The organism is Paraglaciecola marina (assembly GCF_004360155.1).
Classification (GTDB): Bacteria; Pseudomonadota; Gammaproteobacteria; order Enterobacterales; family Alteromonadaceae; genus Paraglaciecola; species Paraglaciecola marina.
In genome coordinates this window covers 97048-117290 of the sequence record NZ_ML178720.1, presented here as the reverse complement: position 1 = coordinate 117290, position 20243 = coordinate 97048, and the positions used below count along the sequence as shown (strand labels likewise).

19 protein-coding genes are annotated in these 20243 nt (G+C 40.1%); 14 read left to right on the top strand and 5 right to left on the bottom strand.

Annotation, left to right across the window (positions count from 1 at the left end; all coding sequences use genetic code 11):
* Positions 1–14 precede the first annotated feature (14 nt).
* Positions 15–392 carry a hypothetical protein gene (locus EOK74_RS00530; protein ID WP_133467908.1) on the top strand — a complete coding sequence of 126 codons (378 nt, stop codon included), beginning with the start codon at positions 15–17 and terminating at the stop codon, positions 390–392.
* Between the two features lie 30 nt (positions 393–422).
* Here the strand turns inward: EOK74_RS00530 and queG are convergent, their stop codons facing one another.
* On the bottom strand, positions 423–1559 hold the full coding sequence (gene queG, locus EOK74_RS00525; protein WP_133467906.1) for a tRNA epoxyqueuosine(34) reductase QueG: 1137 nt from the start codon (positions 1557–1559) through the stop codon (positions 423–425).
* Here queG and EOK74_RS00520 point away from each other — a divergent pair.
* The 10 genes from EOK74_RS00520 to EOK74_RS00475 all read left to right on the top strand — a co-directional run bounded on the left by EOK74_RS00520 (position 1553) and on the right by EOK74_RS00475 (position 12027).
* A complete protein-coding gene (locus EOK74_RS00520) occupies positions 1553–3106 on the top strand; it encodes an NAD(P)H-hydrate dehydratase (RefSeq protein ID WP_133467904.1) in 1554 nt (517 codons plus the stop codon). The two genes, queG and EOK74_RS00520, sit on opposite strands and share 7 nt — an antisense overlap.
* Positions 3103–3594 carry a tRNA (adenosine(37)-N6)-threonylcarbamoyltransferase complex ATPase subunit type 1 TsaE gene (gene tsaE, locus EOK74_RS00515; protein WP_133467902.1) on the top strand — a complete coding sequence of 164 codons (492 nt, stop codon included), beginning with the start codon at positions 3103–3105 and terminating at the stop codon, positions 3592–3594. The genes EOK74_RS00520 and tsaE overlap by 4 nt, the downstream gene beginning before the upstream one ends.
* Before the next feature lie 9 nt (positions 3595–3603).
* Positions 3604–4938 (top strand): N-acetylmuramoyl-L-alanine amidase, encoded by a 1335-nt coding sequence (locus EOK74_RS00510; protein ID WP_133467900.1) that lies wholly within the window; start codon positions 3604–3606, stop codon positions 4936–4938.
* 28 nt (positions 4939–4966) lie between these two features.
* Complete coding sequence (mutL, locus tag EOK74_RS00505; RefSeq protein WP_133467898.1) at positions 4967–6793, top strand: DNA mismatch repair endonuclease MutL; 1827 nt, start codon at positions 4967–4969, stop codon at positions 6791–6793.
* 41 nt (positions 6794–6834) lie between these two features.
* Positions 6835–7734: a tRNA (adenosine(37)-N6)-dimethylallyltransferase MiaA gene (gene miaA / locus EOK74_RS00500; protein WP_133468228.1), complete on the top strand. Its 900-nt coding sequence runs from the start codon at positions 6835–6837 to the stop codon at positions 7732–7734.
* Positions 7735–7811: 77 nt separating this feature from the next.
* Positions 7812–8057, top strand: coding sequence for an RNA chaperone Hfq (gene hfq / locus EOK74_RS00495; protein WP_133467897.1), 246 nt, complete (start codon positions 7812–7814; stop codon positions 8055–8057).
* Positions 8058–8074: 17 nt separating this feature from the next.
* The gene (gene hflX, locus EOK74_RS00490; protein WP_133467895.1) at positions 8075–9364 is read left to right on the top strand and encodes a ribosome rescue GTPase HflX; all 1290 of its coding nucleotides are present in this window, start codon (positions 8075–8077) and stop codon (positions 9362–9364) included.
* An 84-nt stretch (positions 9365–9448) separates the two neighbouring features.
* Complete coding sequence (gene hflK, locus EOK74_RS00485) at positions 9449–10606, top strand: FtsH protease activity modulator HflK (RefSeq protein WP_133467893.1); 1158 nt, start codon at positions 9449–9451, stop codon at positions 10604–10606.
* A 3-nt stretch (positions 10607–10609) separates the two neighbouring features.
* The gene (gene hflC / locus EOK74_RS00480; protein WP_133467891.1) at positions 10610–11491 is read left to right on the top strand and encodes a protease modulator HflC; all 882 of its coding nucleotides are present in this window, start codon (positions 10610–10612) and stop codon (positions 11489–11491) included.
* Positions 11492–11640: 149 nt separating this feature from the next.
* Positions 11641–12027: a DUF1304 domain-containing protein gene (locus EOK74_RS00475; protein ID WP_133467889.1), complete on the top strand. Its 387-nt coding sequence runs from the start codon at positions 11641–11643 to the stop codon at positions 12025–12027.
* Positions 12028–12039: 12 nt separating this feature from the next.
* On the opposite strand, the gene EOK74_RS00470 is transcribed toward EOK74_RS00475, so the two are convergent.
* Genes EOK74_RS00470 through EOK74_RS00455 form a run of 4 tightly spaced genes read right to left on the bottom strand, consistent with a single transcriptional unit; the run spans position 12040 to position 17058 of the window.
* Positions 12040–14187: a putative bifunctional diguanylate cyclase/phosphodiesterase gene (locus EOK74_RS00470; protein WP_133467887.1), complete on the bottom strand. Its 2148-nt coding sequence runs from the start codon at positions 14185–14187 to the stop codon at positions 12040–12042.
* 8 nt (positions 14188–14195) lie between these two features.
* Positions 14196–14687, bottom strand: a complete 492-nt coding sequence (locus EOK74_RS00465; RefSeq protein WP_133467885.1) for a Rab family GTPase — start codon at positions 14685–14687, stop codon at positions 14196–14198.
* 41 nt (positions 14688–14728) lie between these two features.
* On the bottom strand, positions 14729–16519 hold the full coding sequence (locus EOK74_RS00460; RefSeq protein ID WP_133467883.1) for an OmpA family protein: 1791 nt from the start codon (positions 16517–16519) through the stop codon (positions 14729–14731).
* 8 nt (positions 16520–16527) lie between these two features.
* Positions 16528–17058 carry a hypothetical protein gene (locus EOK74_RS00455; protein WP_133467882.1) on the bottom strand — a complete coding sequence of 177 codons (531 nt, stop codon included), beginning with the start codon at positions 17056–17058 and terminating at the stop codon, positions 16528–16530.
* A 248-nt stretch (positions 17059–17306) separates the two neighbouring features.
* On the opposite strand from EOK74_RS00455, the gene hemH reads away from it, so the two are divergent.
* From hemH to EOK74_RS00440, 3 genes are all read left to right on the top strand, one after another.
* The gene (gene hemH, locus EOK74_RS00450) at positions 17307–18386 is read left to right on the top strand and encodes a ferrochelatase (protein ID WP_133467880.1); all 1080 of its coding nucleotides are present in this window, start codon (positions 17307–17309) and stop codon (positions 18384–18386) included.
* A 166-nt stretch (positions 18387–18552) separates the two neighbouring features.
* The gene (locus EOK74_RS00445; protein WP_133467878.1) at positions 18553–19827 is read left to right on the top strand and encodes a DUF819 family protein; all 1275 of its coding nucleotides are present in this window, start codon (positions 18553–18555) and stop codon (positions 19825–19827) included.
* Between the two features lie 2 nt (positions 19828–19829).
* Entirely contained in the window at positions 19830–20243 is a 414-nt protein-coding gene (locus tag EOK74_RS00440) for a DUF4112 domain-containing protein (protein WP_133467876.1), read from the top strand.

Below are 20243 nucleotides of genomic sequence, written 5' to 3'. Positions count from 1 at the left end.
ATTTAGGAGGGATAATGAAAACATTTGAATTACCTAAGTCGATTTCATCACTTGCCGAAACGCTACAAATTGTTCAGATGACTTGGCAAGGTGTGACAGTGCAAATTCCCAAGTTTGCAGTATATGCCACTATTGATAACCCTGTTTATGATGGTGCCGTGTATAGGCAAGGTCGCAGAATTGCCTTGATGAAATGTGGTCGTTACCAGGTACCTATTTTGGACCCCTTTCGTGGTGATATTAAAAATAGTGCCCGTTATGCACTTATTATTAGCCACAGTCGTGGTAATCGCTTTGGGTTATATGGCTATCCTGCAGACGATATCAGATCAGATCTGTATTTGTCTGCTTACCATAGCTGTGCTCTTAAACTTGCTCAAAACTATCTGTAAATTACCAATCAAGGTGCATTGAGCACTTAGTTAGGCGTCTCTGGGGAGACCTTTTTCGACACTGCGAATGAGCCTTTGAGTGAGCCTGCTACTTGTTTTGGGTTGGCCTGCTGTTTGTTGTTGTAATGCCCAGTGAATATGTTCTGCTACCAGAGGTGAGGCGTGAACTAATGCCTTATTTAAACTATCAATAATGGCTGCAGAGTAGGGCGCGTTACCCAATCCCACTGCAATATTACGTTGCCAACGCTCAAAACCTATTCGGCGTATTGCTGAGCCTTCTGTGTTTTTGAGAAACGTCACTTCATCCCATGTAAAAAGCACCAGTAAATCTTTACCTTGTAAGGTCGCTCTGGGGTGAAAGTCATGCTCGTCAGTAATGTTCGCGTAGCGGTTCCAAGGGCAGATGAGCTGGCAGTCGTCGCATCCATACACTCTATTACCTATGAGTGGGCGGTATTCTTCTGGAATGGCGCCTTTTTGTTCTATGGTAAGGTATGAAATACAGCGTTTTGCGTCTACAACATAAGGCTCTACTATCGCTTGGGTAGGACAAATTGTGATACAGGCCGTGCAGTCTCCACAGTTTTCTTGAATAGCTTGATCTATGGGTAATGGGATATCGACAAATAGTTCTCCTAAAAAGAACCAAGAGCCTGCTTCTTTATTAATGGTAAGAGAGTGCTTGCCTGTCCAACCTATCCCTGCCTTTTCTGCAATGGCATGTTCAAGTACAGGGGCTGAATCAACAAATGGTCGAAAGTTTAAGTCAGCACACTCTGTACGTATCTTTTCTCCTAATTTTTTTAAGCGAGCCCGTAAGAGTTTGTGGTAATCACGTCCTAGGGAATAGCGGCTAATATAAGCCTGTTCTTTGTTTTTTAAATTATGAGCAAATTTAGCATCTGGGGGCAGGTAGTCCATACGCACGCTTATGACTCTAATCGTCCCAGGTAATAATTCGTCTGGTCGGGCTCGTTTCATGCCATGGTCAGACATATAAGCCATCTCTCCAGCAAAGCCTTTATCTAGCCATTGCTGTAGCCGACCTTCGTGTTCAGATAAGTCCACATCGCAAATACCAACTTGCTGAAATCCTAGCTCTTTGCCCCAAGCCTTGATACTTTCAGCCAATGTTGACAATTCTGAAGCGCTAAGTGATGACATTACCTAACCTGTTAACCAATAAATCGGCAGCGAGTTTAGCACATAACATTGTACGTGCTGAACAAGTTAGGCGCTTTGAATCAGAGGCTGCCATGGTTGTCGGTTGCAGCTTATATGAACTTATGGAGCGAGCAGGCGAGGCCGCCTTTGATGTACTCGACAGCCACTGGCCCAATGCAAAATATATATTAGTGGTTGCCGGTAACGGTAATAATGCCGGTGATGGTTATATAGTAGCAAACCTTGCCCTGAGTAAAGGAGCTCAGGTTATTGTGGCTTGTGAAGACCCCAGTCGAGTCTTAGATGGACATGCTAAACAAGCTCAAAGTGAATGGTTAGCAGCTGGTGGAGAGCTTGTTAGTTTTGCTGATATGGAGTTTGAGGGGGTTGATTTAGTGGTTGATGCACTGCTAGGTACTGGCGTTACAGGGCCAGTTAAAGAAAGCTTTCAAAACACTATTCTAGCCGTCAATGCTAAGAACCTTCCTGTATTAAGTCTCGATTTACCTTCAGGCATGAATGCTGACACGGGATCGCCTTTGCCTGTGTGTATTAAAGCTGACATAACAATAACTTTTGTGGCGATAAAGGCTGGCTTGGTGACGGGAAAGGCAAAAAGTCTATGTGGAATACTCAAATTTAATGATTTAGGCATAGGTCCTTCTTTTTTTGAATTGGCGACTCTTCAAGGCAAAACAGTTAATTGGAAGCGCTTACAACCCCTGACTTGTCGGGTTCCCCATGCTAATAAAGGCCACTTTGGTAAGTTATTATGTATTGGCGGTAACGTGGGTATGCCAGGTGCAATACGATTATCTGCAGAAGCTGCGTTACGCACTGGTACTGGGCTTGTAAAAGTATTTTGTCATGAATCAAGTGCTGCGCTTGTTGGTGCTACTAGGCCAGAGTTGATGGTAACGACCTCTGATTTAGAAGAAGCATTAAACTGGTGTACTAGTATTATTATTGGCCCCGGATTAGGGCGGGATACTTGGGCTACAAAACAATTTCAAGCCGTTATGGCGCATCTAGAACAGCAGCATAAACCTTTAGTTATTGATGCAGATGGTTTAAACCTGTTGGCATTGAGTGATGATTATACTAAAAACGTGGTTCGTGAGCTGCCACACTGTATTTTAACCCCACACCCTGGTGAGGCTTGTCGTCTATTGAACCAGAGTATTAATGACGTTGAAGCTGACCGTTACACTAGTTGCCAAACATTAGCTCTTTCTTTTAAAGCAACAAGCCTACTAAAAGGAGCGGGAACTGTTATTTGTACTGGTAGTCTTAACGTTGATGATAGACAGATGTTTTGGGTGTGCGATGGTGGAAATCCAGGTATGGCTACTGCCGGAATGGGGGACCTATTAACGGGGATTATAGGTGCGTTTTCTGCTCAAGGCCTGCCGCCACAACAAGCGACAGTTTATGGTGTTTGTGCTCATGCTGAAGCCGCAGATAAGGTTGCCAGAGAATACGGAGAACGTGGTATGATTGCTTCAGATTTATTACCTGCTTTAAGGACTACAATTAACAGCTTATGACCGACACTGAAAACCTAATAACCGAAAACTGTGAAATACTTACCCGTGAACTTATCAATGAAGAAGCGACGGTTACCTTTGCTGGTGAATTGGCTCGAAATTGTGACACAGGTTTAACTATTTACCTTGAGGGTGATTTAGGGGCTGGCAAGACGACTTTTAGTCGTGGGTTTATTCAAGCTTTAGGTCATAAAGGTAAGGTTAAAAGCCCAACATACACACTTGTAGAGCCATATGAGTTAGATGATTGGAAAGTGTTTCATTTTGATTTATATCGCTTGAGTGATCCAGAGGAGCTGGAGTTCATGGGGATCCGAGATTATTTTTCGCCTGATTGTATTTGTTTGGTGGAATGGCCAGACAAAGGCGAGGGTCTCTTGGCAGCAGCAGATTTACACATTAGAATTGAATACAAGTCAACGGGGCGTATTTTGATTGCAAAAGCTCAATCAGCCTCCGGAGCGCAGTTACTTAACCGTTTACATTAGAAATATAAAATGCAGAAGTTCGGGAACAATACAGTCAAATTTTTATTAATCAGTGTCTTGCTGATGGGGTTTGGCCCTGTAAGTTTTGCTAAAAATGCCATTGAAGGGTTAAGAATTTGGCCTTCTCCTAACACCACCCGTTTAGTTTTCGATTTATCTGATACTCCTAAATATACCTATTTTACACTGCAGAATCCCTATCGTTTGGTAGTAGATATTGAAAATACTCCTAAGACTTTTGATTTTTCAAAAGTGGCTAACGAAAGCAAGTTAGTTAAGAAGGTACGTTACAGTAAAGCTAAAAATAGTGGCTCTGTTAGAATTGTAATGGAGCTAACTAAAAACGTAGAGAAAAATATTTTTGCTCTACCTCCAACCTCTCCTTATGGAGATAGGTTAGTAATTGATTTAAACGACCCTACTTCTTCTGCCCCTAAAGTGGTATTAGATGCTCAATCTGGTACTGATAGAGACATTATTATTGTTATTGATGCCGGTCATGGAGGCGAAGACCCGGGTTCAATAGGTCGTGGTGGAAGTTATGAAAAAAACGTCACCCTTGGTATCGCGAAGCGCCTAGAGTCTTTGATTAACAAAGAGAAAGGCTTAAAGGCCGTCATGACGCGAACCGGAGATTATTACATCTCACCTAATAAACGTCCGCAACTTGCAAGAAAACACAAAGCAGATTTACTGGTGTCGATTCACGCCGACGCGTTTACAACGCCACAGCCACATGGTGCCTCTGTGTGGGTGTTGTCTATGAGAAGAGCCAATACCGAACTTGGACGATGGATGGAGAGAACAGAGAGACATTCTGAGCTATTAGGCGGTGCGGCAGAAATTATTCAAGATACTGCGAACGAACGTTATTTAGCACAAGCGTTACTCGATATGTCTATGGATCACTCCTTAACAACCAGTTATGACTTAAGTCGTGATGTGATTAGCCATTTAGGTAAAGTGACACGATTACATAAAAGCAAACCACAAGCCGCAAGTTTGGCGGTGCTAACCTCACCTGATATACCTTCAGTCTTAGTCGAAACAGGGTTTATTTCGAATCCTAAAGAAGAAAAGAACCTTAATTGGTCTGCATATAGACAAAAGCTAGCTCAGTCTATTTTTGATGGTATCAAGCAGCATTTCAAAAGTTCACCTCCAGATAGTTCTTTATGGGCTAAGTGGAAAAATGAAAACCGAACTCATAAGGTACGAAGTGGAGAATCATTGTCGTTATTAGCGCAGCGCTATAAAGTGCGAGTGAGTAGTCTCAAAAAAGCGAATAATTTAAATACTGACGTTGTGCGTATCGGTCAAGTGTTGACTATTCCTCGTACCTAATTTTACGCATTCTAAACAAGGTATTGTTTTGCCCATTCAAATTCTTCCAGCAAGATTAGCCAACCAGATAGCCGCCGGTGAAGTTGTCGAGCGTCCTGCTTCTGTAGTCAAAGAGCTGGTGGAAAACAGTCTAGACTCTGGCGCTTCTAACATTGATATTGAGATAGAAAAAGGGGGGCATAAACGGATCTTAATCCGTGATAATGGCTCGGGTATTGCTCATGAAGAGTTAGCATTGGCTTTAAGCCGTCATGCTACAAGTAAAATTAGCAAGTTAGATGATCTAGAAGCTATATCGAGTTTAGGTTTTAGAGGGGAGGCACTGGCAAGTATCAGCTCTGTTTCTCGTTTAACTCTAAGCTCAAAACCAGAAAATCAAAGCCAAGCATGGCAAGCCCACTGTGAAGGCCGAGATATGGAAGTGCAGCTTAACCCTGTCGCTCATCCAACTGGAAGCAGCGTTGAGGTTGTGGATTTATTTTTTAACACCCCTGCAAGACGTAAATTTTTACGAACTGAAAAAACAGAATTTACGCACATTGACGAGTTACTACGGCGCATTGCTCTTAGCCGGTTTGATGTTGGTTTTACTTTAAAGCACAACGGTAAATTATTACGCAAGTATCCCGCTAAAAGTGCAAAAGCCAATGGGGTTAAACGGGTTGCTGCAATTTGCGGGCAAGCTTTTTCTGAGCACGGTATAGAATTAAATAGTGAGTATGAAGACTTTAGGTTAACTGGGTGGTTTACGCCTCCTGAGTACGCCAAACCTCAAGCTGATTTTCAATACTTCTATGTCAATGGACGTATGATGCGTGACAAGCTGATAAATCATGCTTTACGCCAAGCCTTTGAAGGCGTCGTTGCGGACAATTGCCAAAGTGCTTATGTGTTGTATTTAACCTTGCCTGTAGAGCAAGTCGATGTAAATGTTCACCCTGCTAAACACGAAGTGCGATTTCATCAAGCGAGAATCGTTCACGATTTTATTTTTAGAGCATTAAATGATGCTTTAAATCAATATTTACAAGGTGCTAATCAAGTATCTGAGCCCCAGGTTTTGACGCCTGCAGAGCCAAATCATGATTATATTGTACCTTTACAAACTGAAGTCGCACCGGTTGCCGCTAAACCAGGGTATGTACCTCGTTCAGCGCCAAGTAGTCGTCATCTCGGTAATAAAATTGCCACGCAAGGACAAGTTTATAATGCTGAGGTGGTTAGCCAGTCTGCGTCAAACTACCAGCAACTTATGACTCCTACTGCCAGTATGGGGGAAAATCAGCCTTCACCTGTGGCTGTAAACTCTGTTTTAGAGCAGTCTTCGAAGCAAAGCTCTGACGTGGGTCAATGGTTGCGAGTAAACGATACACAAATATTGGTCACGCATGGTAGTGCGTTTTATGTAGTAGGTATCGCTCAGTTGTATCAATATGTTTTAGTTGCGAAATTTTCCGAACAAATGCCAGCAATGCAACCCTTACTCATGCCAGTGTCCATTCAAGCGACGCCGGAGTTATTAGAGCAGGCCAAAGCATTATACCAGCCCTTGTTAGAAAACAGTGTAGAGATAGGTTGGACCCCTAATCGTATATTACTACGTAAAGTCCCTTCTGATTTTAGGCAGTTCCCTTGGGTAGACATATTAGAATCTACGTTGCAGTGTGAAGAAACGGACAGCGTTTTGGTTTGTAAGCATCTATTGGCATGTATCTCTATGGTGAAAGAGTTTTCAAATTCGCAATGTCATGAAATGTGGTTGTCACTACTCTCAAATGAGCCAAACTTAACGGGTGCTTTAAATAAAATCGGCAAAATGGTCCCAATGCAAGAGTGGGTGAAAAATTTATCGTGATTCCTAATCAACAAAAGAACCTGCCCCCTGCGCTTTTTCTAATGGGCCCTACGGCCTCTGGTAAAACAGATTTAGCAATTGAGCTATGTGATAAGTTAGGCTGTGAAATAATTAGTGTGGATTCAGCCTTAATTTATAAGGGGATGGATATAGGTACGGCAAAGCCAAGTGCAGAAGAGCAGTTAAAAGCGCCTCATCGCCTTATTGATATTTTAGACCCTGCCCAAAGCTACTCAGTGGCTGAATTTAGAAAAGATGCTCTGGTCGCAATGGAGGACATCACCAACAGAGGGAATGTTCCTCTTTTAGTAGGTGGTACTATGATGTACTACAAAGCCCTTATTGATGGTTTATCGCCGTTACCAGAATCTGATAAAAATGTAAGATTAAAGTTAGAAGCCCAGGCAAAAGAATATGGCTGGGAGGCATTACACAACAGGCTGAAAGAGATCGATCCACTTTCTGCGGCAAGAATTCACCCTAATGATCCTCAACGTTTAACAAGAGCATTAGAAGTTTATCTTCTAACTAATCGCACTATGACTGATTTGTTGGCAACAAAAACTTCCCCAATACCTTATGATGTTAAACAGTTTTGTATAGCACCAAATGATCGTAAAGTATTACATCAGCGTATAGCCTTACGCTTTGATATGATGATGAAGGCAGGGTTTAGGGAAGAGGTAGAGAAATTAAGGGATAGGGGGGATTTACATCTAGATTTACCCTCTATTCGATGTGTTGGTTATCGGCAAATGTGGCAATATTTAGATGGTGATTTTACCGAAAAAGAGATGCAAGAAAAAGCAATTGCAGCTACTCGTCAGCTAGCAAAAAGGCAGTTAACTTGGTTAAGAAGCTGGGAAAATATTCACCCGCTTGATACTTTTGGGAAAGACAATCTCGATAAAGTGATGACGCTCGGCGATATTCAGCTCTAGTGTGTCTATACAGGTATATGATTTACTGTATAATCTTTATTGGAGTTTTTTCTAAATAATAAAAAAAAGGAAATACAATGGCTAAAGGGCAATCGTTACAAGACCCGTTCTTAAATGCGCTGCGTAAAGAGCGTATTCCGGTTTCTATTTATCTAGTAAATGGGATTAAACTCCAGGGACAGGTTGAGTCGTTTGATCAGTTCGTTATTTTATTAAAGAATACAGTGAGTCAAATGGTGTATAAACATGCCATATCTACTGTAGTTCCCTCTCGTGCGATCCCAATGCCAGCATCTGGGCAAGCGGAATCAGACGACAGTTAAAGTGTTAGGAGAACGGCTTGTTTGACCGTTATGAAACTGGTGAACAGGCAGTTTTAGTACATGTTGATTTTTCAGATGAAAATAGCAAAGAAGATTTATTAGAGCTTCAGCTCCTTGTATCTTCTGCAGGTGTAAATGCAATTGATGTGGTGACAGGCTCGCGCCAAGCTCCACAAGCTCGTTATTTTGTTGGCAGCGGTAAAGCCGAGGAAATAGCTAATGCTGTGCGTGCACAGCAAGCTGATATTGTTATTTTTAACCATTCTTTGTCCCCTTCCCAAGAGCGTAACCTAGAACAGTTGTGCAAATGTAGAGTATTGGACCGTACCGGTTTGATATTAGATATATTTGCACAACGTGCTAGAACTCATGAGGGTAAATTGCAAGTTGAGCTTGCACAACTACGGCATATTAGTACCAGATTAATTAGAGGCTGGACGCACCTTGAAAGACAAAAAGGTGGTATTGGTCTTCGTGGGCCAGGTGAAACTCAGCTTGAAACAGACAGGCGTTTGTTGAGGGCTAGAATAAAAGCCATTTTACGTCGACTGGAAAAGGTACAAAAGCAACGAGAGCAAGGTAGACGCTCTAGGGTGCGTGCAGAAATACCAACAGTGTCTCTAGTAGGGTATACCAACGCAGGAAAGTCGACCTTGTTTAATACGGTCACCGAAGCCTCTGTATATGCAGCTGACCAGCTATTTGCAACACTAGATCCGACCCTTAGAAAAATTCAGTTACAAGATGTAGGATCTGCAATTCTTGCTGATACGGTTGGTTTTATACGACATCTCCCCCATGATCTAATTGCAGCTTTTAAAGCGACACTTCAAGAAACACAGCAGGCAGACCTTTTGTTGCACGTGGTTGATTATTCTGATGATCAGTTTCGTGAAAATATAGATGAGGTAAATGATGTGTTAGAGGAGATCGATGCCCACGAGATTCAACAACTTGTGGTGTGCAACAAGATAGATCGAATGGATGGTGTAAGTGCCAAGATAGATAGAGACGATACGGGTATGCCCATTCGTGTCTGGATATCAGCCCAGCAAGGCATTGGTATAGATTTGTTAAATGATGCGATAACAGAGTGTTTGTCGAAAAATATGGTGCAACATAGTTTGCGCATTCCTCCGTCTAAAAGTAATTTACGTGGGGTGTTTTTTGATATGAATTGTATTGCCTCACAAAGCTACGCTGAAAACGGAGACTGGCAAGTTGATGTTAGAATGGAAAAAAGTGATTGGCAAAGATTAATTAAGCGAGTGGATACAGATTTAGAATCGTATATAGTGCAGTATTAAAAACTAGATACAGATCAAAAAATTAAGAATTACGTATTGTAAATAGGTTTAGCCTATTTTGAATTAACTAGCTGGAGAATAATAATGGCTTGGAATGAGCCCGGTGGTAACAATAATGATCCTTGGAAAAATAAGGGTGGCCGTGATCAAGGTCCACCTGATTTAGATGAGGTATTTAAAAATTTAATGGGTAAATTTAGTAAGTTTGGTGGCGGTGGCAAAGGTGGCTCCACTGGCGGCAAAGGCTTAGGCGGGATCGGTCTGGCAGTTATACTCGGTATTTTAGTCGTGGTTTACGTGTTTAGTGGATTTTATACGATTCGAGAAGCTGAGCGTGGCGTGGTTCTTCGTTTTGGTGAATTTAATAAATTTGTTGAGCCTGGACTTCAATGGAAACCTACTTTTGTAGATAGGGTTATTCCAGTAGATGTGCAAACCGTGCGCTCTATGCCTTCATCTGGCTCTATGTTGACCGAAGACGAAAACGTAGTCCGTGTTGAAATGGAAGTACAATACAAAATTTTAGAACCTTATAAATATACCTTTGCTGTAACTAGCCCTGAAGAAAGTCTTAGTCAGGCATTTGACAGTGCAATTCGGTATGTTGTCGGGCATTCTAAGATGGATAGTGTTTTGACTGCTGGTCGTGAAGGCGCAAGGCAGAGTGTGCGTGATGAGCTAATAGGTATTATTGAGTCATACGATATGGGAATTACTATCGTTGACTTAAACTTTAAAGACGCTAGACCGCCTGAAGAAGTGAAAGAAGCGTTTGATGATGCAATTGCAGCTCAGGAAGATGAACAACGCTTTATTAATGAAGCAGAAGCCTACTCTCGTGAAATAGAGCCCCGTGCTCGTGGTCAAGTAAACCGTATGGCACAAGAAGCACAGGCATATAAAGAACGTGTAACCTTAGAAGCGCAAGGTGAAATAGCTCGCTTTGAAGAGTTACTTCCCCAATACACAGCGGCGCCTGAAGTTACCCGTAGCCGGATATATATAGAGACGTTAGAAGAAGTTTACAGTAATACGAGTAAGATTTTGGTGGATACCCAAGGTACAGGCAATATGATGTATTTACCCTTAGATAAAATACTAGAGCGTCAGTCTGGCCCAAGTATTCCAGCTAATATCCGGAGTACATTAGAAGGTTTACAAAATCAAGATGATAGTAGCCAGCCAGTATCAAGTAACACCAGAACCACTCGTGGTAATGGCCTACGTAGTGGGAGAAACTAAGCTATGAAGAATTTTATTGGAGTAATTGTTGTCGTCTTAGCTCTACTTGCGTCTGGTTCACTTTTTGTTGTAGATGAAGGCACCAAAGCAATTGTTATTCAGTTTGGGAAAGTGCAACGAGATAATGACACTGGAGACACAGTTGTCTTTGAGCCGGGGTTACATTTCAAACTACCATTCTTTGATAGAGTGGTTAAGTTAGATTCTCGCATACAAACATTAGACGAAGCGCCAGATCGTTTTGTAACGGCAGAGAAAAAAGACTTAATCGTTAATTTATACGTGAAGTGGAAAATTAAAGATTTTGCTACTTACTATTTAGCCACTGGTGGCATCAAAGGTAATGCCGAGGTGTTATTACAACAGAAAGTAAATAACGGTTTACGTTCTGAGTTTGGTACACGAACTATTCAACAAATTGTTTCAGGTGAGCGTTCAGAATTGATGGACGAAGCAATGGAACAGGCTTCTTCTAGCTCTGATGAGCTAGGTATAGAGATTGTGGATGTTCGAGTTAAGCAAATTAACTTGCCTACTGAAGTACGTAACTTTATATTCCAACGTATGCGTACCGAGCGTGAAGCGGTTGCAAGAGAACATAGATCTGAAGGTAAAGAGAAGGCTGAATTTATCAAAGCTGACATCGATGCTAAAGTAACGGTTATGTTAGCTGATGCGGAGCGTAACTTACGTAAGTTGAAAGGTGAGGGTGATGCCCAAGCTGCGCAAATTTATGCAGAGACTTATACTAAAGATCCCGAATTTTACAGCTTTTTACGTAGTATGGATGCATACAAGAAAAGCTTTAGTAGTAAACAAGACGTGTTAGTGGTTGAACCTGATAGTGACTTCTTCAGATATATGAAAGGTCAGATGGGTAAATAGTTAACCCTAATATTAAAAAAGCGCCGAAAGGCGCTTTTTTATTTCCTGTTAAACAGCATTTTTGTCTTTGTATTGAGTGCTATTCTTGCAACTTCATATAAATTCCCACACTATAAATTCCACAATAAAAATAATCATAGGTTTGTCGAATGAAGTTCTTAGCTGGTTTTATGACGTTTCTTGTTGCCGCTCTACATTTTGGTTTTTTAGTGTTAGAAATGTTTTTTTGGGATCATCCAATAGGTCACAAGATATTTTCAATGACCGAAGAAGTTGCTAAGTCCTCAGAAGTATTAGCTATGAACCAAGGTTTGTATAATGGCTTTTTAGGGCTGGGATTGCTGTTAGGATTAATAACGGGTAATCAAACTTTAAAAGTTTTTTTATTAATGTGTATTGTGATTGCTGGAATCTTCGGTGGACTTACTGCTAAAACAAGTATTTTATATATTCAAGCATTACCTGCATTTATCACCTTGTTACTCGTCATTAAAAGTAAAAGGCGCAGAGCCGGTGAACAACGTTTGTTTTCCTAGGGTTTGTTTAAGCTAACTATTACCTTTTAGTAGTTGGCAAAAATCAATAAAAGGTAGAGGGGGGCTAAATAGATAACCTTGTGCAACATTGCAATTGTTTGTGACTAAGAAATTACGCTGAACTTGAGTTTCTACCCCTTCTGCAATGACTCCAAGATTTAAGCTTTTTGCCATAGAGATAATCGCTAGAATTAAAGCAAAATCCCCTTCCTTGCTAGATTCAGTTAGCTCTTTAATGAAGGCTCGGTCTATTTTGAGGTGGTCAATACGCAATTTTTGTAAATACGACAGAGAGCTATATCCAGTGCCAAAATCATCAATGGATACCTTCATGCCTAATTCATGTATCTGCTCGAGAAGCAGGTGCACTTTCTCATAATTGTCAATAAGTACCCCTTCGGTTAGTTCGAATTCAACTTTTTGCGCATTGATTTTATACTCATCTACGTTACTTTGAATGAACTCAAATAATTGGCGATCACTTATTTGGCGAGGAGATAAGTTTATTGCAATAGAAATTGATTCTCCTTGCTTGTTAAGTTGAGCTAGTAGCCTAAAAGCTTCGCTGATAACCCACTTACCAATTGGAATGATTAGCCCTGTTTGTTCGGCTAGAGGAATAAACTCTTCAGGTGAAACTAGTGCGTGTCCTTTTTGGCGCCAGCGGATTAACGCTTCTGCTTTTACAATTTTATTAGTAGATAAATCTAAGATAGGTTGTAAAAATATTTCAAATTCTTGGTTTTTAATCGCGACTCGCAATGCATCTTCCATTTCTATGCGTTTACGTGAAGCTTCTATGAGTTGTTTTGAGTAGAACTGGATACTACTTTGACTTTTTTGCTTTTTGGCAGAATATACTGCTAAATCTGCATATTTCATGAGTTCTTCGGCATTACTGGAGTCTAACGGAAAAACAGCGGCTCCTACATTTAGTCCAATCTCACATTTTTGCCCTGGTGCTGGGTAGAATGGAATACGACATGAGTTAATTAATTCTTCAGCAAACTTAGAGCATTGTTCTTGATATTTAATAGATTGACTAGGGCTACCTTCTTTCAAATTCATTATTACAGCGAATTCTGTGCCCCCAATTCTAGCTAATAAATCATCTCCTTGAGTGATTGAGTTGAGCCGACTCGCTAGCTCCTTAATGGCTTGATCACCAATTTGATGACCATATAGCTCATTAATTCGTTTAAAGTTTTTTATATCACAATACAGTAAACAAAAAGGCAAACTTTGATTGACTTTTTCTTCAAGTTTTTTCCAAAAAAACTGTCGATTTGGTAAGTCGGTAACCGCGTCAAAGTGAACTAATTTTTCATTGCGTTTTAGTAAAAACTTAATTTGCGTAATGTCACTTACGCTCAATATCCAATATTGTATTACCTGATTTGCGGACATTATTGGATGTATGGTCATCTTTAACCATTTTCCATGTCTAGGTGGATTTAACCAATAAAGCTCTCCACTCCAAGTGCTTCCAGTTGAAAAAATTCGTTCACATTCTGGGTATTGGGTTCTAAATAGCTCGATTACTAGCCTGTCTTCGGGGATATTTATTTTTATGTTCGAGTCGGTGAACAATGCTTTTAAAGCTGGGTTACTATTCACTATTTGTAATTCAGGAGTAAGTATAGCCACCCCTAAGTCTGTTTGTTCTAGGGCTTGAGATATCTGTTGTTTTAAAAAGAATGTTTGAGTGGGCCCACTGAGTAGCTCATCCATTTTTGCATGTAAATATTCATGTTGTTCGGATATTTTGTCTGCAGAAAACATCAACTCTCGAGCTATTTGTAGAGTTTTTTGCTTTTCTTCGTAGCTAGTATCTATTTTATTTATTTGCAGAAATTGATTTTTATTTTTATAAAAAGCGGTAGCTTCCAGCCTAATTAACTGGCTGGGGAGTTGTTCTGACCAGATACCAGAATCAATTTTTCCGTCTTTTTCAGAGTTCCATAAGTTTTTAGCATCAATCAAAAAATCTAAAAGATAGGGGGATGAATCTTCACTAAAGGTAAATATCCCAACTGCCTCAGGTAATAACTCAGTTGCCCAATTATTGGACATATATAACACTTCAAATTCATTAGTGTTCACCCGTTGAATAATAATACAATCCAATAAGCCTAGTGTTTTGAGAAGTGATGCATCCATGCTTAATTTTACTCTGCAATTATTTGAGCTAGGTGGGTGAACATGTTTTCTACATTTTCCCCAGTTTTTGCACTGGTATGGAATGTCTTCTCGTATCCACTTTGGATGTCTTCAAGTTCTTTTTGACTCCAATGCCAAGCTTCTGGTAGGTCAGATTTATTAATGGCTAGTAACCCGGGAATATCTGTTACTTCTTTTATCATTTTTTGAATTTCAACGCCTTCAAGCAAAGACTGGGAGCGAGTTTGGTCGGAGACTATAATATAGGCGGAGGCGCCTCTCAGATATTTAGGTTGAAAACCGCAATACCGATCAATACCTTCTATGTCCCAAATCATCAACTTGACTTGACCTGATTTAGTTTCTACTTGTTTTTTATCAATCTTAACACCAATAGATGTAAGATATTTTTCAGAGAAAATACCTTCGACATACTGTTTTATTAGACTGGTTTTCCCTACTCCAGATGCACCAAGTAAGCATACTTTTTTTTGCATCATGGTGTTACTAGAACCTCTATACCGCGTGTGCTTCTCATTATCTACTCGAAGTTATTTATGATGGGTTTGGCTGTATTAAAATATACCACATTTAACAAGACCATCCTGGCGTCTTTTTGTGTAGTGTTTAAATCTATTACGCCCAATCCTATTGCATTTAAGCGCTTTTCGTCAATTCCTAGTTGTTGTAATTTAGACTTTACATTATCCGCCCGCACTTGACTCAGTATTTTATTATAGTCATGGTCGCCAGACATATCGCTGGTTCCCATTATGATAAGGCTGATGGACAAGCGTAACCGCTCAGTTAATGACTCAAGATCTTTGAATTGTTGTGCTACTGATGTTAGCACGTGTGCGGCATTGCTGGATAATTCACTTTCTCCATTGCCAAAGGTAACGTGTAGCCTATTTATTTCAGCAACTTTTATATCCAAAATCTCTTTTAGTAGCTGTGGGTCGTCTAGAGGGTCTGTTGCAGAGTCCTCTATAGATAAGGTATTCATCCAATTGCTTTGAAGGTTAAGCCCAGTGATAGTTGTTAGTTCTGCTTTTAACCGAAGCTGTTCACTGATGCTTGTTTGGCCAGTAAACTGAGGATACCCCAAAGACCAATCTACTTGAATGTTAGGGAATTGTTTTAAAACACCCTTTACTTTCAGTTGCATTAAGCGGGGTTCAAGGGATAAATAAGCTCGTTCTTTGAGCCGTATATTTTGTTGTTCAATACTCTGCTGTTGTAACCATTCGCTAATAGGTTGTGCAGCAGGGTCTCTTAGTACATTTAACTGGACCTTGTTTAAGCCAAGCGTAGAGATGTCAGTAATTAAAATACCTGGTTCGTTGTCTAGTTGCTCTACTTTTTCTAATAACTTATGGGCTTGCCATTGTTTGATACCAAGGTATCCAAACCCAATAAAAAACATACTCACCAGAATCCAAGCGAACCAAGGCTTTTTCTTTTTATCTTGGTGTTCTGGTTTTAACTCTGAGATTAAACAGTTTCGTAATTGATTTTGTGTATGCTCAAAGGGCACAGTATCGCCATTAAAATTTGTTAACTCTTGATCATAAAGCCTGTGAATTTCTTCTAATGTTTGTTGTAGTTGATTAGCCACACCTTGGGGCATATTTCCTGTAATAGAGGCCACTACAACGGCTTTGGGCCCTGGTTTTATCAATAAAGAAAAGTCACTGGTACGTATTACATTTAAGTGCTGTTCACTGGGGCTCTGATTAGGCTTGAAAGAGTCTGAAACAAAATCATTTATTGCGGTTAACATTGAGGACATTAAGTCAGGATCTGTACCCGTGTCTAAGCCATAAGATACAGAGTTTAGAAGTAACCCCGTTTCACTATGTATTAAAAATACCTGCTCTACTCTGAATGCAAAGGTTTGGCTGGCTGCATACTGGGAAAAGCTAATTCCCGCTTGCCAAGCTTTAAAGCGCCATTTGAGACCTTTAACCGTAAAACTGTTCTCTAACAAAGTATTGGTTTTTTCGAGAAACTCGGTAATGAATGCTGTGACGGATTTGCGAACTAAGCTACCTACTAAGGGATATAAATACCCTACAAATTGTTGGCTATGATTGGTAATTGATGTTTCAACGGACTTTTCAACAAGGGGGAGTAGTACCGTATTAACTGAACCGTCTTGTTTTTCTCGGTCGTGTAATGCTTCAGATAAAACTTCACTCACCATTAACCTAGCATTTTCTTTAATTTTTTCAGTAACATACTGGCCATCATCACCTAACACTATGTCACGCAATTCTTGCATTTGTTGATCGCTAGATTGTTTAGATGCCCCTTGGTTATTTTCTAGCATTACTTTGGCTACTCTTCGTCGCCAGTTTCAAGGTTAGAAGCAACAGTAGCGAGTAGTTTAGCTAAAGTTTTACGGTCTGTTTTAGTCGAATTTAACTCTGAAGATACCTGTGTCAGTTTAGCTAGTGCTTCTTCAAGTTGATGGTTGAACTTAATAGTAAGCTCATTTACTTCAGTGTCGATTCGTTTATGTAACTCGTCAGTTTCTTGTTTGCTGCTAGTTTCAGCCATTTCTAACTCTGAGGAAATTTTGTCTGCATATGCATTAAGCTCTGCTGATTTTTGTTCCTGTCCTTGGTCAGCTAAGGCAAGTTTGTCTTCTAATTGATTAAAGCCATCTTGCATACTTGCATGTAAAGATTTTGCATTCTTCTCTATTAACAGCTCCATTTTTTTAAAGCTATCTAGTGTTTGTTGCTCTAAAGCAGAAATCCGTTGCTCAATCTCACTTTTTGCCGCGCCGAATACTATATTTCTAAGGCTATCTAATTCAGACACCGGATTTGATTGGTTATCTTCATTACTTTTTTTATTTGCCATACTCTAACCCCCTACTTTAATTCAAGTTCCTTGGTGCTGCACTCTCTAGCACTAAGCCTAATGATGCACAGGTTTCACACAGAATAATACTGATTTTACTAGGTTTAGAGTAAAAAATAGCGCTGTCTAAACTAGATCATCGATTGATTTTTATCTGCATTGGTCCAAAATGTTAAGTTAATCGTATTTATAGACATCATATGTCGAGTTGAGACTGGTCTGTCTCATACTTCATCGAGAGCTTTTTCATGAAATATCAAGGTAATCCTGCATTTAATCATAGCCAATTAGATAGAGTGGGTGTGTTAGTTACTAATTTAGGTACCCCAGATGCCCCTAAAAAAGCAGAGCTTAGACGCTACCTCAAAGAGTTTTTATCTGACCCGCGAGTTGTAGAGGTGCCCAAACTTATTTGGTGGATGATATTGAATTTGGTCATCTTAAATATCCGACCAAGTCGTTCAGCTAAGGCCTATGCAGGAGTGTGGACTGAGCGAGGGTCGCCGCTAATGTTCCATACACAAGATCAAGCAAATGCTATTAGAGAAAAATTAGTCTCTGAATATGGCGAGCATGTTGTGGTTGAGTTTGCTATGCGTTACGGCTCACCATCAATTGACTCAGTGGTAGATAAAATGCTGCAACAAGGGGTAAGAAAGCTACTAGTTTTACCTTTGTATCCACAGTATTGTGCATCAACCACAGCTTCTACCTTTGATGCTATAGCGCAAAGTTTTATGAAAAAGCGTTGGATGCCAGAGTTAAGGTTTATGACTCATTATCATGACAACCCTGAATATATAAAAGCGGTATCCAATAAAATACGTGAGCATTGGAAAGTTAACGGCAAGGCAGACAAACTGATTTTTAGTTATCACGGCATTCCTAAAAGATATTTACTGAAGGGAGATCCTTATCATTGTGAGTGCCATAAAACCTCTCGCCTAATAGCTGAAAACTTAGGTTTAAGTAAGAATGAGCATTTTACTAGCTTTCAATCTCGTTTTGGCCGAGAGGAATGGTTAACGCCTTATACGGATGAGTCACTTAAAGCTTTTCCTCAACAAGGAGTTAAGTCAGTGCAACTTGTTTGCCCTGGTTTTTCAGCTGATTGTTTAGAGACTATTGAAGAAATTGGAGAAGAAAATAAAGAGTATTTCATAGAGGCTGGTGGTGAGAGATACGAATACATAGCAGCATTAAATGCCGATACGCAACATATTGAAGCTTTGACTAATATGTTAATTAAAAATCTTAAAGGTTGGTTATCTACTCCAGAAGACACCCAAAAAAGAAGCGAGCTGTCAAAGGCAATGGGGGCAGAGTAACCTCTATTCTTCTAACAGTTGTAACCCATTCGATCACCCTTACTAGGCTTGTGTTAATATAAGGTTTGCATTAGTTACCGCTATATAGTGGTTACAACCAAAAATAATAATTAAAAAAGTTGCGTTGGTTTTCAGGAACAGCGCAATAGCACAACAGGAATCATTTATGTCGACACCCGTACTTACAGATCAAGCTGTACTTCATAGTCCATTATTTACAAACGACGCTACCATAATGGGGATTTTGGCGATTCTACTAGGTTTAGTTTTTTATACTGCTAGTAGTGAAGCTCCATTCTGGCGAAAGTTTTATATGTTTGTTCCCTCTGTGCTGCTGTGTTATTTCTTACCTTCTTTATTGAATACCCTTGGTTTCGTTGATGGCGAAAAATCGCAACTTTATTACGTGGCGTCCCGCTATCTATTACCTGCTTGTTTGGTTTTACTAACCCTAAGTGTTGATCTTAAAGCTATTTCTCGATTGGGTAGTAAGGCTATTATATTATTTCTTACTGGCACATTAGGGATCGTCATTGGTGGCCCTATCGCATTAATAGTTGTTGCTACATTCGTTCCAGAGTTAGTGGGTGTTGATGGTCCGGAAGCTGTATGGCGGGGAATGACAACGGTAGCGGGTAGTTGGATTGGCGGTAGTGCTAACCAAGCCGCTATGAAAGAAATTTATGGTGCTGGTGACCAAATGTTTTCTGCCATGGTTACCGTAGACATAATAGTGGCTAATTTATGGATGGCAGTACTGCTAGTAATGGCTGCCAATGCTAAAGCTATTGATGCAAAAACCGGTGCTGATACCTCTGCAATCGACGAGCTTAAAGAAAAAGTAAGTAGCTTTGAAGCAAAACATTCTAAAATCCCTACTGTGGCAGATTTAATGCTAATTGTTGCTGTGGCCTTTGGCGTGACGGGGGCGGCTCATCTTTTTGCCGACAATGTTACCCCGTATTTTGTTGAACACTTTCCAAATATGGGTAAATTTAGTTTCCATAGTAAATTTTTCTGGATGATTATTTTTTCAAGTACGATAGGTATAGCATTATCTTTTACAAAAGCTAGAAAGTTAGAAAGTGTAGGCGCATCCAAATTAGGCTCGGTATTCTTGTATATATTAATTGCAACCATTGGTATGAAAATGGACGTCACTATGATTATAGAAGAGCCTTTATTCTTCATAATTGGAGCAATTTGGATGGTGATCCATGCTGCGTTGATGTTAGGTGTAGCTAAGCTAATTAAAGCGCCACTGTTTTATATGGCTGTGGGTAGTCAAGCAAACGTAGGTGGGGCAGCATCTGCACCTATTGTTGCATCGGCATTTCATCCTTCGTTAGCTCCCGTCGCGGTAATGTTGGCAGTGTTGGGTTATACAGTAGGCACATATATGGCTTGGTTTTGCGGCCAAATATTACAAAGTATTGGATAACTATGAATGATAACTATAGGGCGCCCAAGGAGCTTTTAAAAGCACAGACGTTGGCTAACTTAAGCGATAACAAAATCCGTATTCCTGGGATTGGTATTAGGCTTGGATTAGATTTTATTATTGGTCTGATTCCTTTTGTAGGGGATGTCATTATGGCTTGCGTTTCTTTAGTGATTGTTCGTTTGGCTGTAAAAATGGGAGTCCCTAAATCTTTGATTTTTAGCATGCTAAAAAATATAGTGATTGATTTTTTACTCGGCCTTATTCCTTTTTTAGGAGATATTTTTGACTTGTTTTATAGAAGTAATGAAAAAAATGTTCGTATCATGGAAAAGTGGTGGGTGAGTAATAAGCACCAATATATTCAAAAGCATAGTGAAGAAAAACTGGCTGCTTGGAAAGAGTCTCAAGATTAA

Bases quoted from the DNA above. Each gene is read 5' to 3' on its own strand.
- EOK74_RS00530 (WP_133467908.1), top strand. From the start codon at position 15: ATGAAAACATTTGAATTACCTAAGTCGATTTCATCACTTGCCGAAACG.
- EOK74_RS00520 (WP_133467904.1), top strand. From the start codon at position 1,553: ATGACATTACCTAACCTGTTAACCAATAAATCGGCAGCGAGTTTAGCA.
- queG (WP_133467906.1), bottom strand. From the start codon at position 1,559: ATGTCATCACTTAGCGCTTCAGAATTGTCAACATTGGCTGAAAGTATC.
- tsaE (WP_133467902.1), top strand. From the start codon at position 3,103: ATGACCGACACTGAAAACCTAATAACCGAAAACTGTGAAATACTTACC.
- EOK74_RS00510 (WP_133467900.1), top strand. From the start codon at position 3,604: ATGCAGAAGTTCGGGAACAATACAGTCAAATTTTTATTAATCAGTGTC.
- miaA (WP_133468228.1), top strand. From the start codon at position 6,835: ATGGGCCCTACGGCCTCTGGTAAAACAGATTTAGCAATTGAGCTATGT.
- hfq (WP_133467897.1), top strand. From the start codon at position 7,812: ATGGCTAAAGGGCAATCGTTACAAGACCCGTTCTTAAATGCGCTGCGT.
- hflK (WP_133467893.1), top strand. From the start codon at position 9,449: ATGGCTTGGAATGAGCCCGGTGGTAACAATAATGATCCTTGGAAAAAT.
- hflC (WP_133467891.1), top strand. From the start codon at position 10,610: ATGAAGAATTTTATTGGAGTAATTGTTGTCGTCTTAGCTCTACTTGCG.
- EOK74_RS00475 (WP_133467889.1), top strand. From the start codon at position 11,641: ATGAAGTTCTTAGCTGGTTTTATGACGTTTCTTGTTGCCGCTCTACAT.
- EOK74_RS00470 (WP_133467887.1), bottom strand. From the start codon at position 14,187: ATGGATGCATCACTTCTCAAAACACTAGGCTTATTGGATTGTATTATT.
- EOK74_RS00465 (WP_133467885.1), bottom strand. From the start codon at position 14,687: ATGATGCAAAAAAAAGTATGCTTACTTGGTGCATCTGGAGTAGGGAAA.
- EOK74_RS00460 (WP_133467883.1), bottom strand. From the start codon at position 16,519: ATGCTAGAAAATAACCAAGGGGCATCTAAACAATCTAGCGATCAACAA.
- EOK74_RS00455 (WP_133467882.1), bottom strand. From the start codon at position 17,058: ATGGCAAATAAAAAAAGTAATGAAGATAACCAATCAAATCCGGTGTCT.
- hemH (WP_133467880.1), top strand. From the start codon at position 17,307: ATGAAATATCAAGGTAATCCTGCATTTAATCATAGCCAATTAGATAGA.
- EOK74_RS00445 (WP_133467878.1), top strand. From the start codon at position 18,553: ATGTCGACACCCGTACTTACAGATCAAGCTGTACTTCATAGTCCATTA.
- EOK74_RS00440 (WP_133467876.1), top strand. From the start codon at position 19,830: ATGAATGATAACTATAGGGCGCCCAAGGAGCTTTTAAAAGCACAGACG.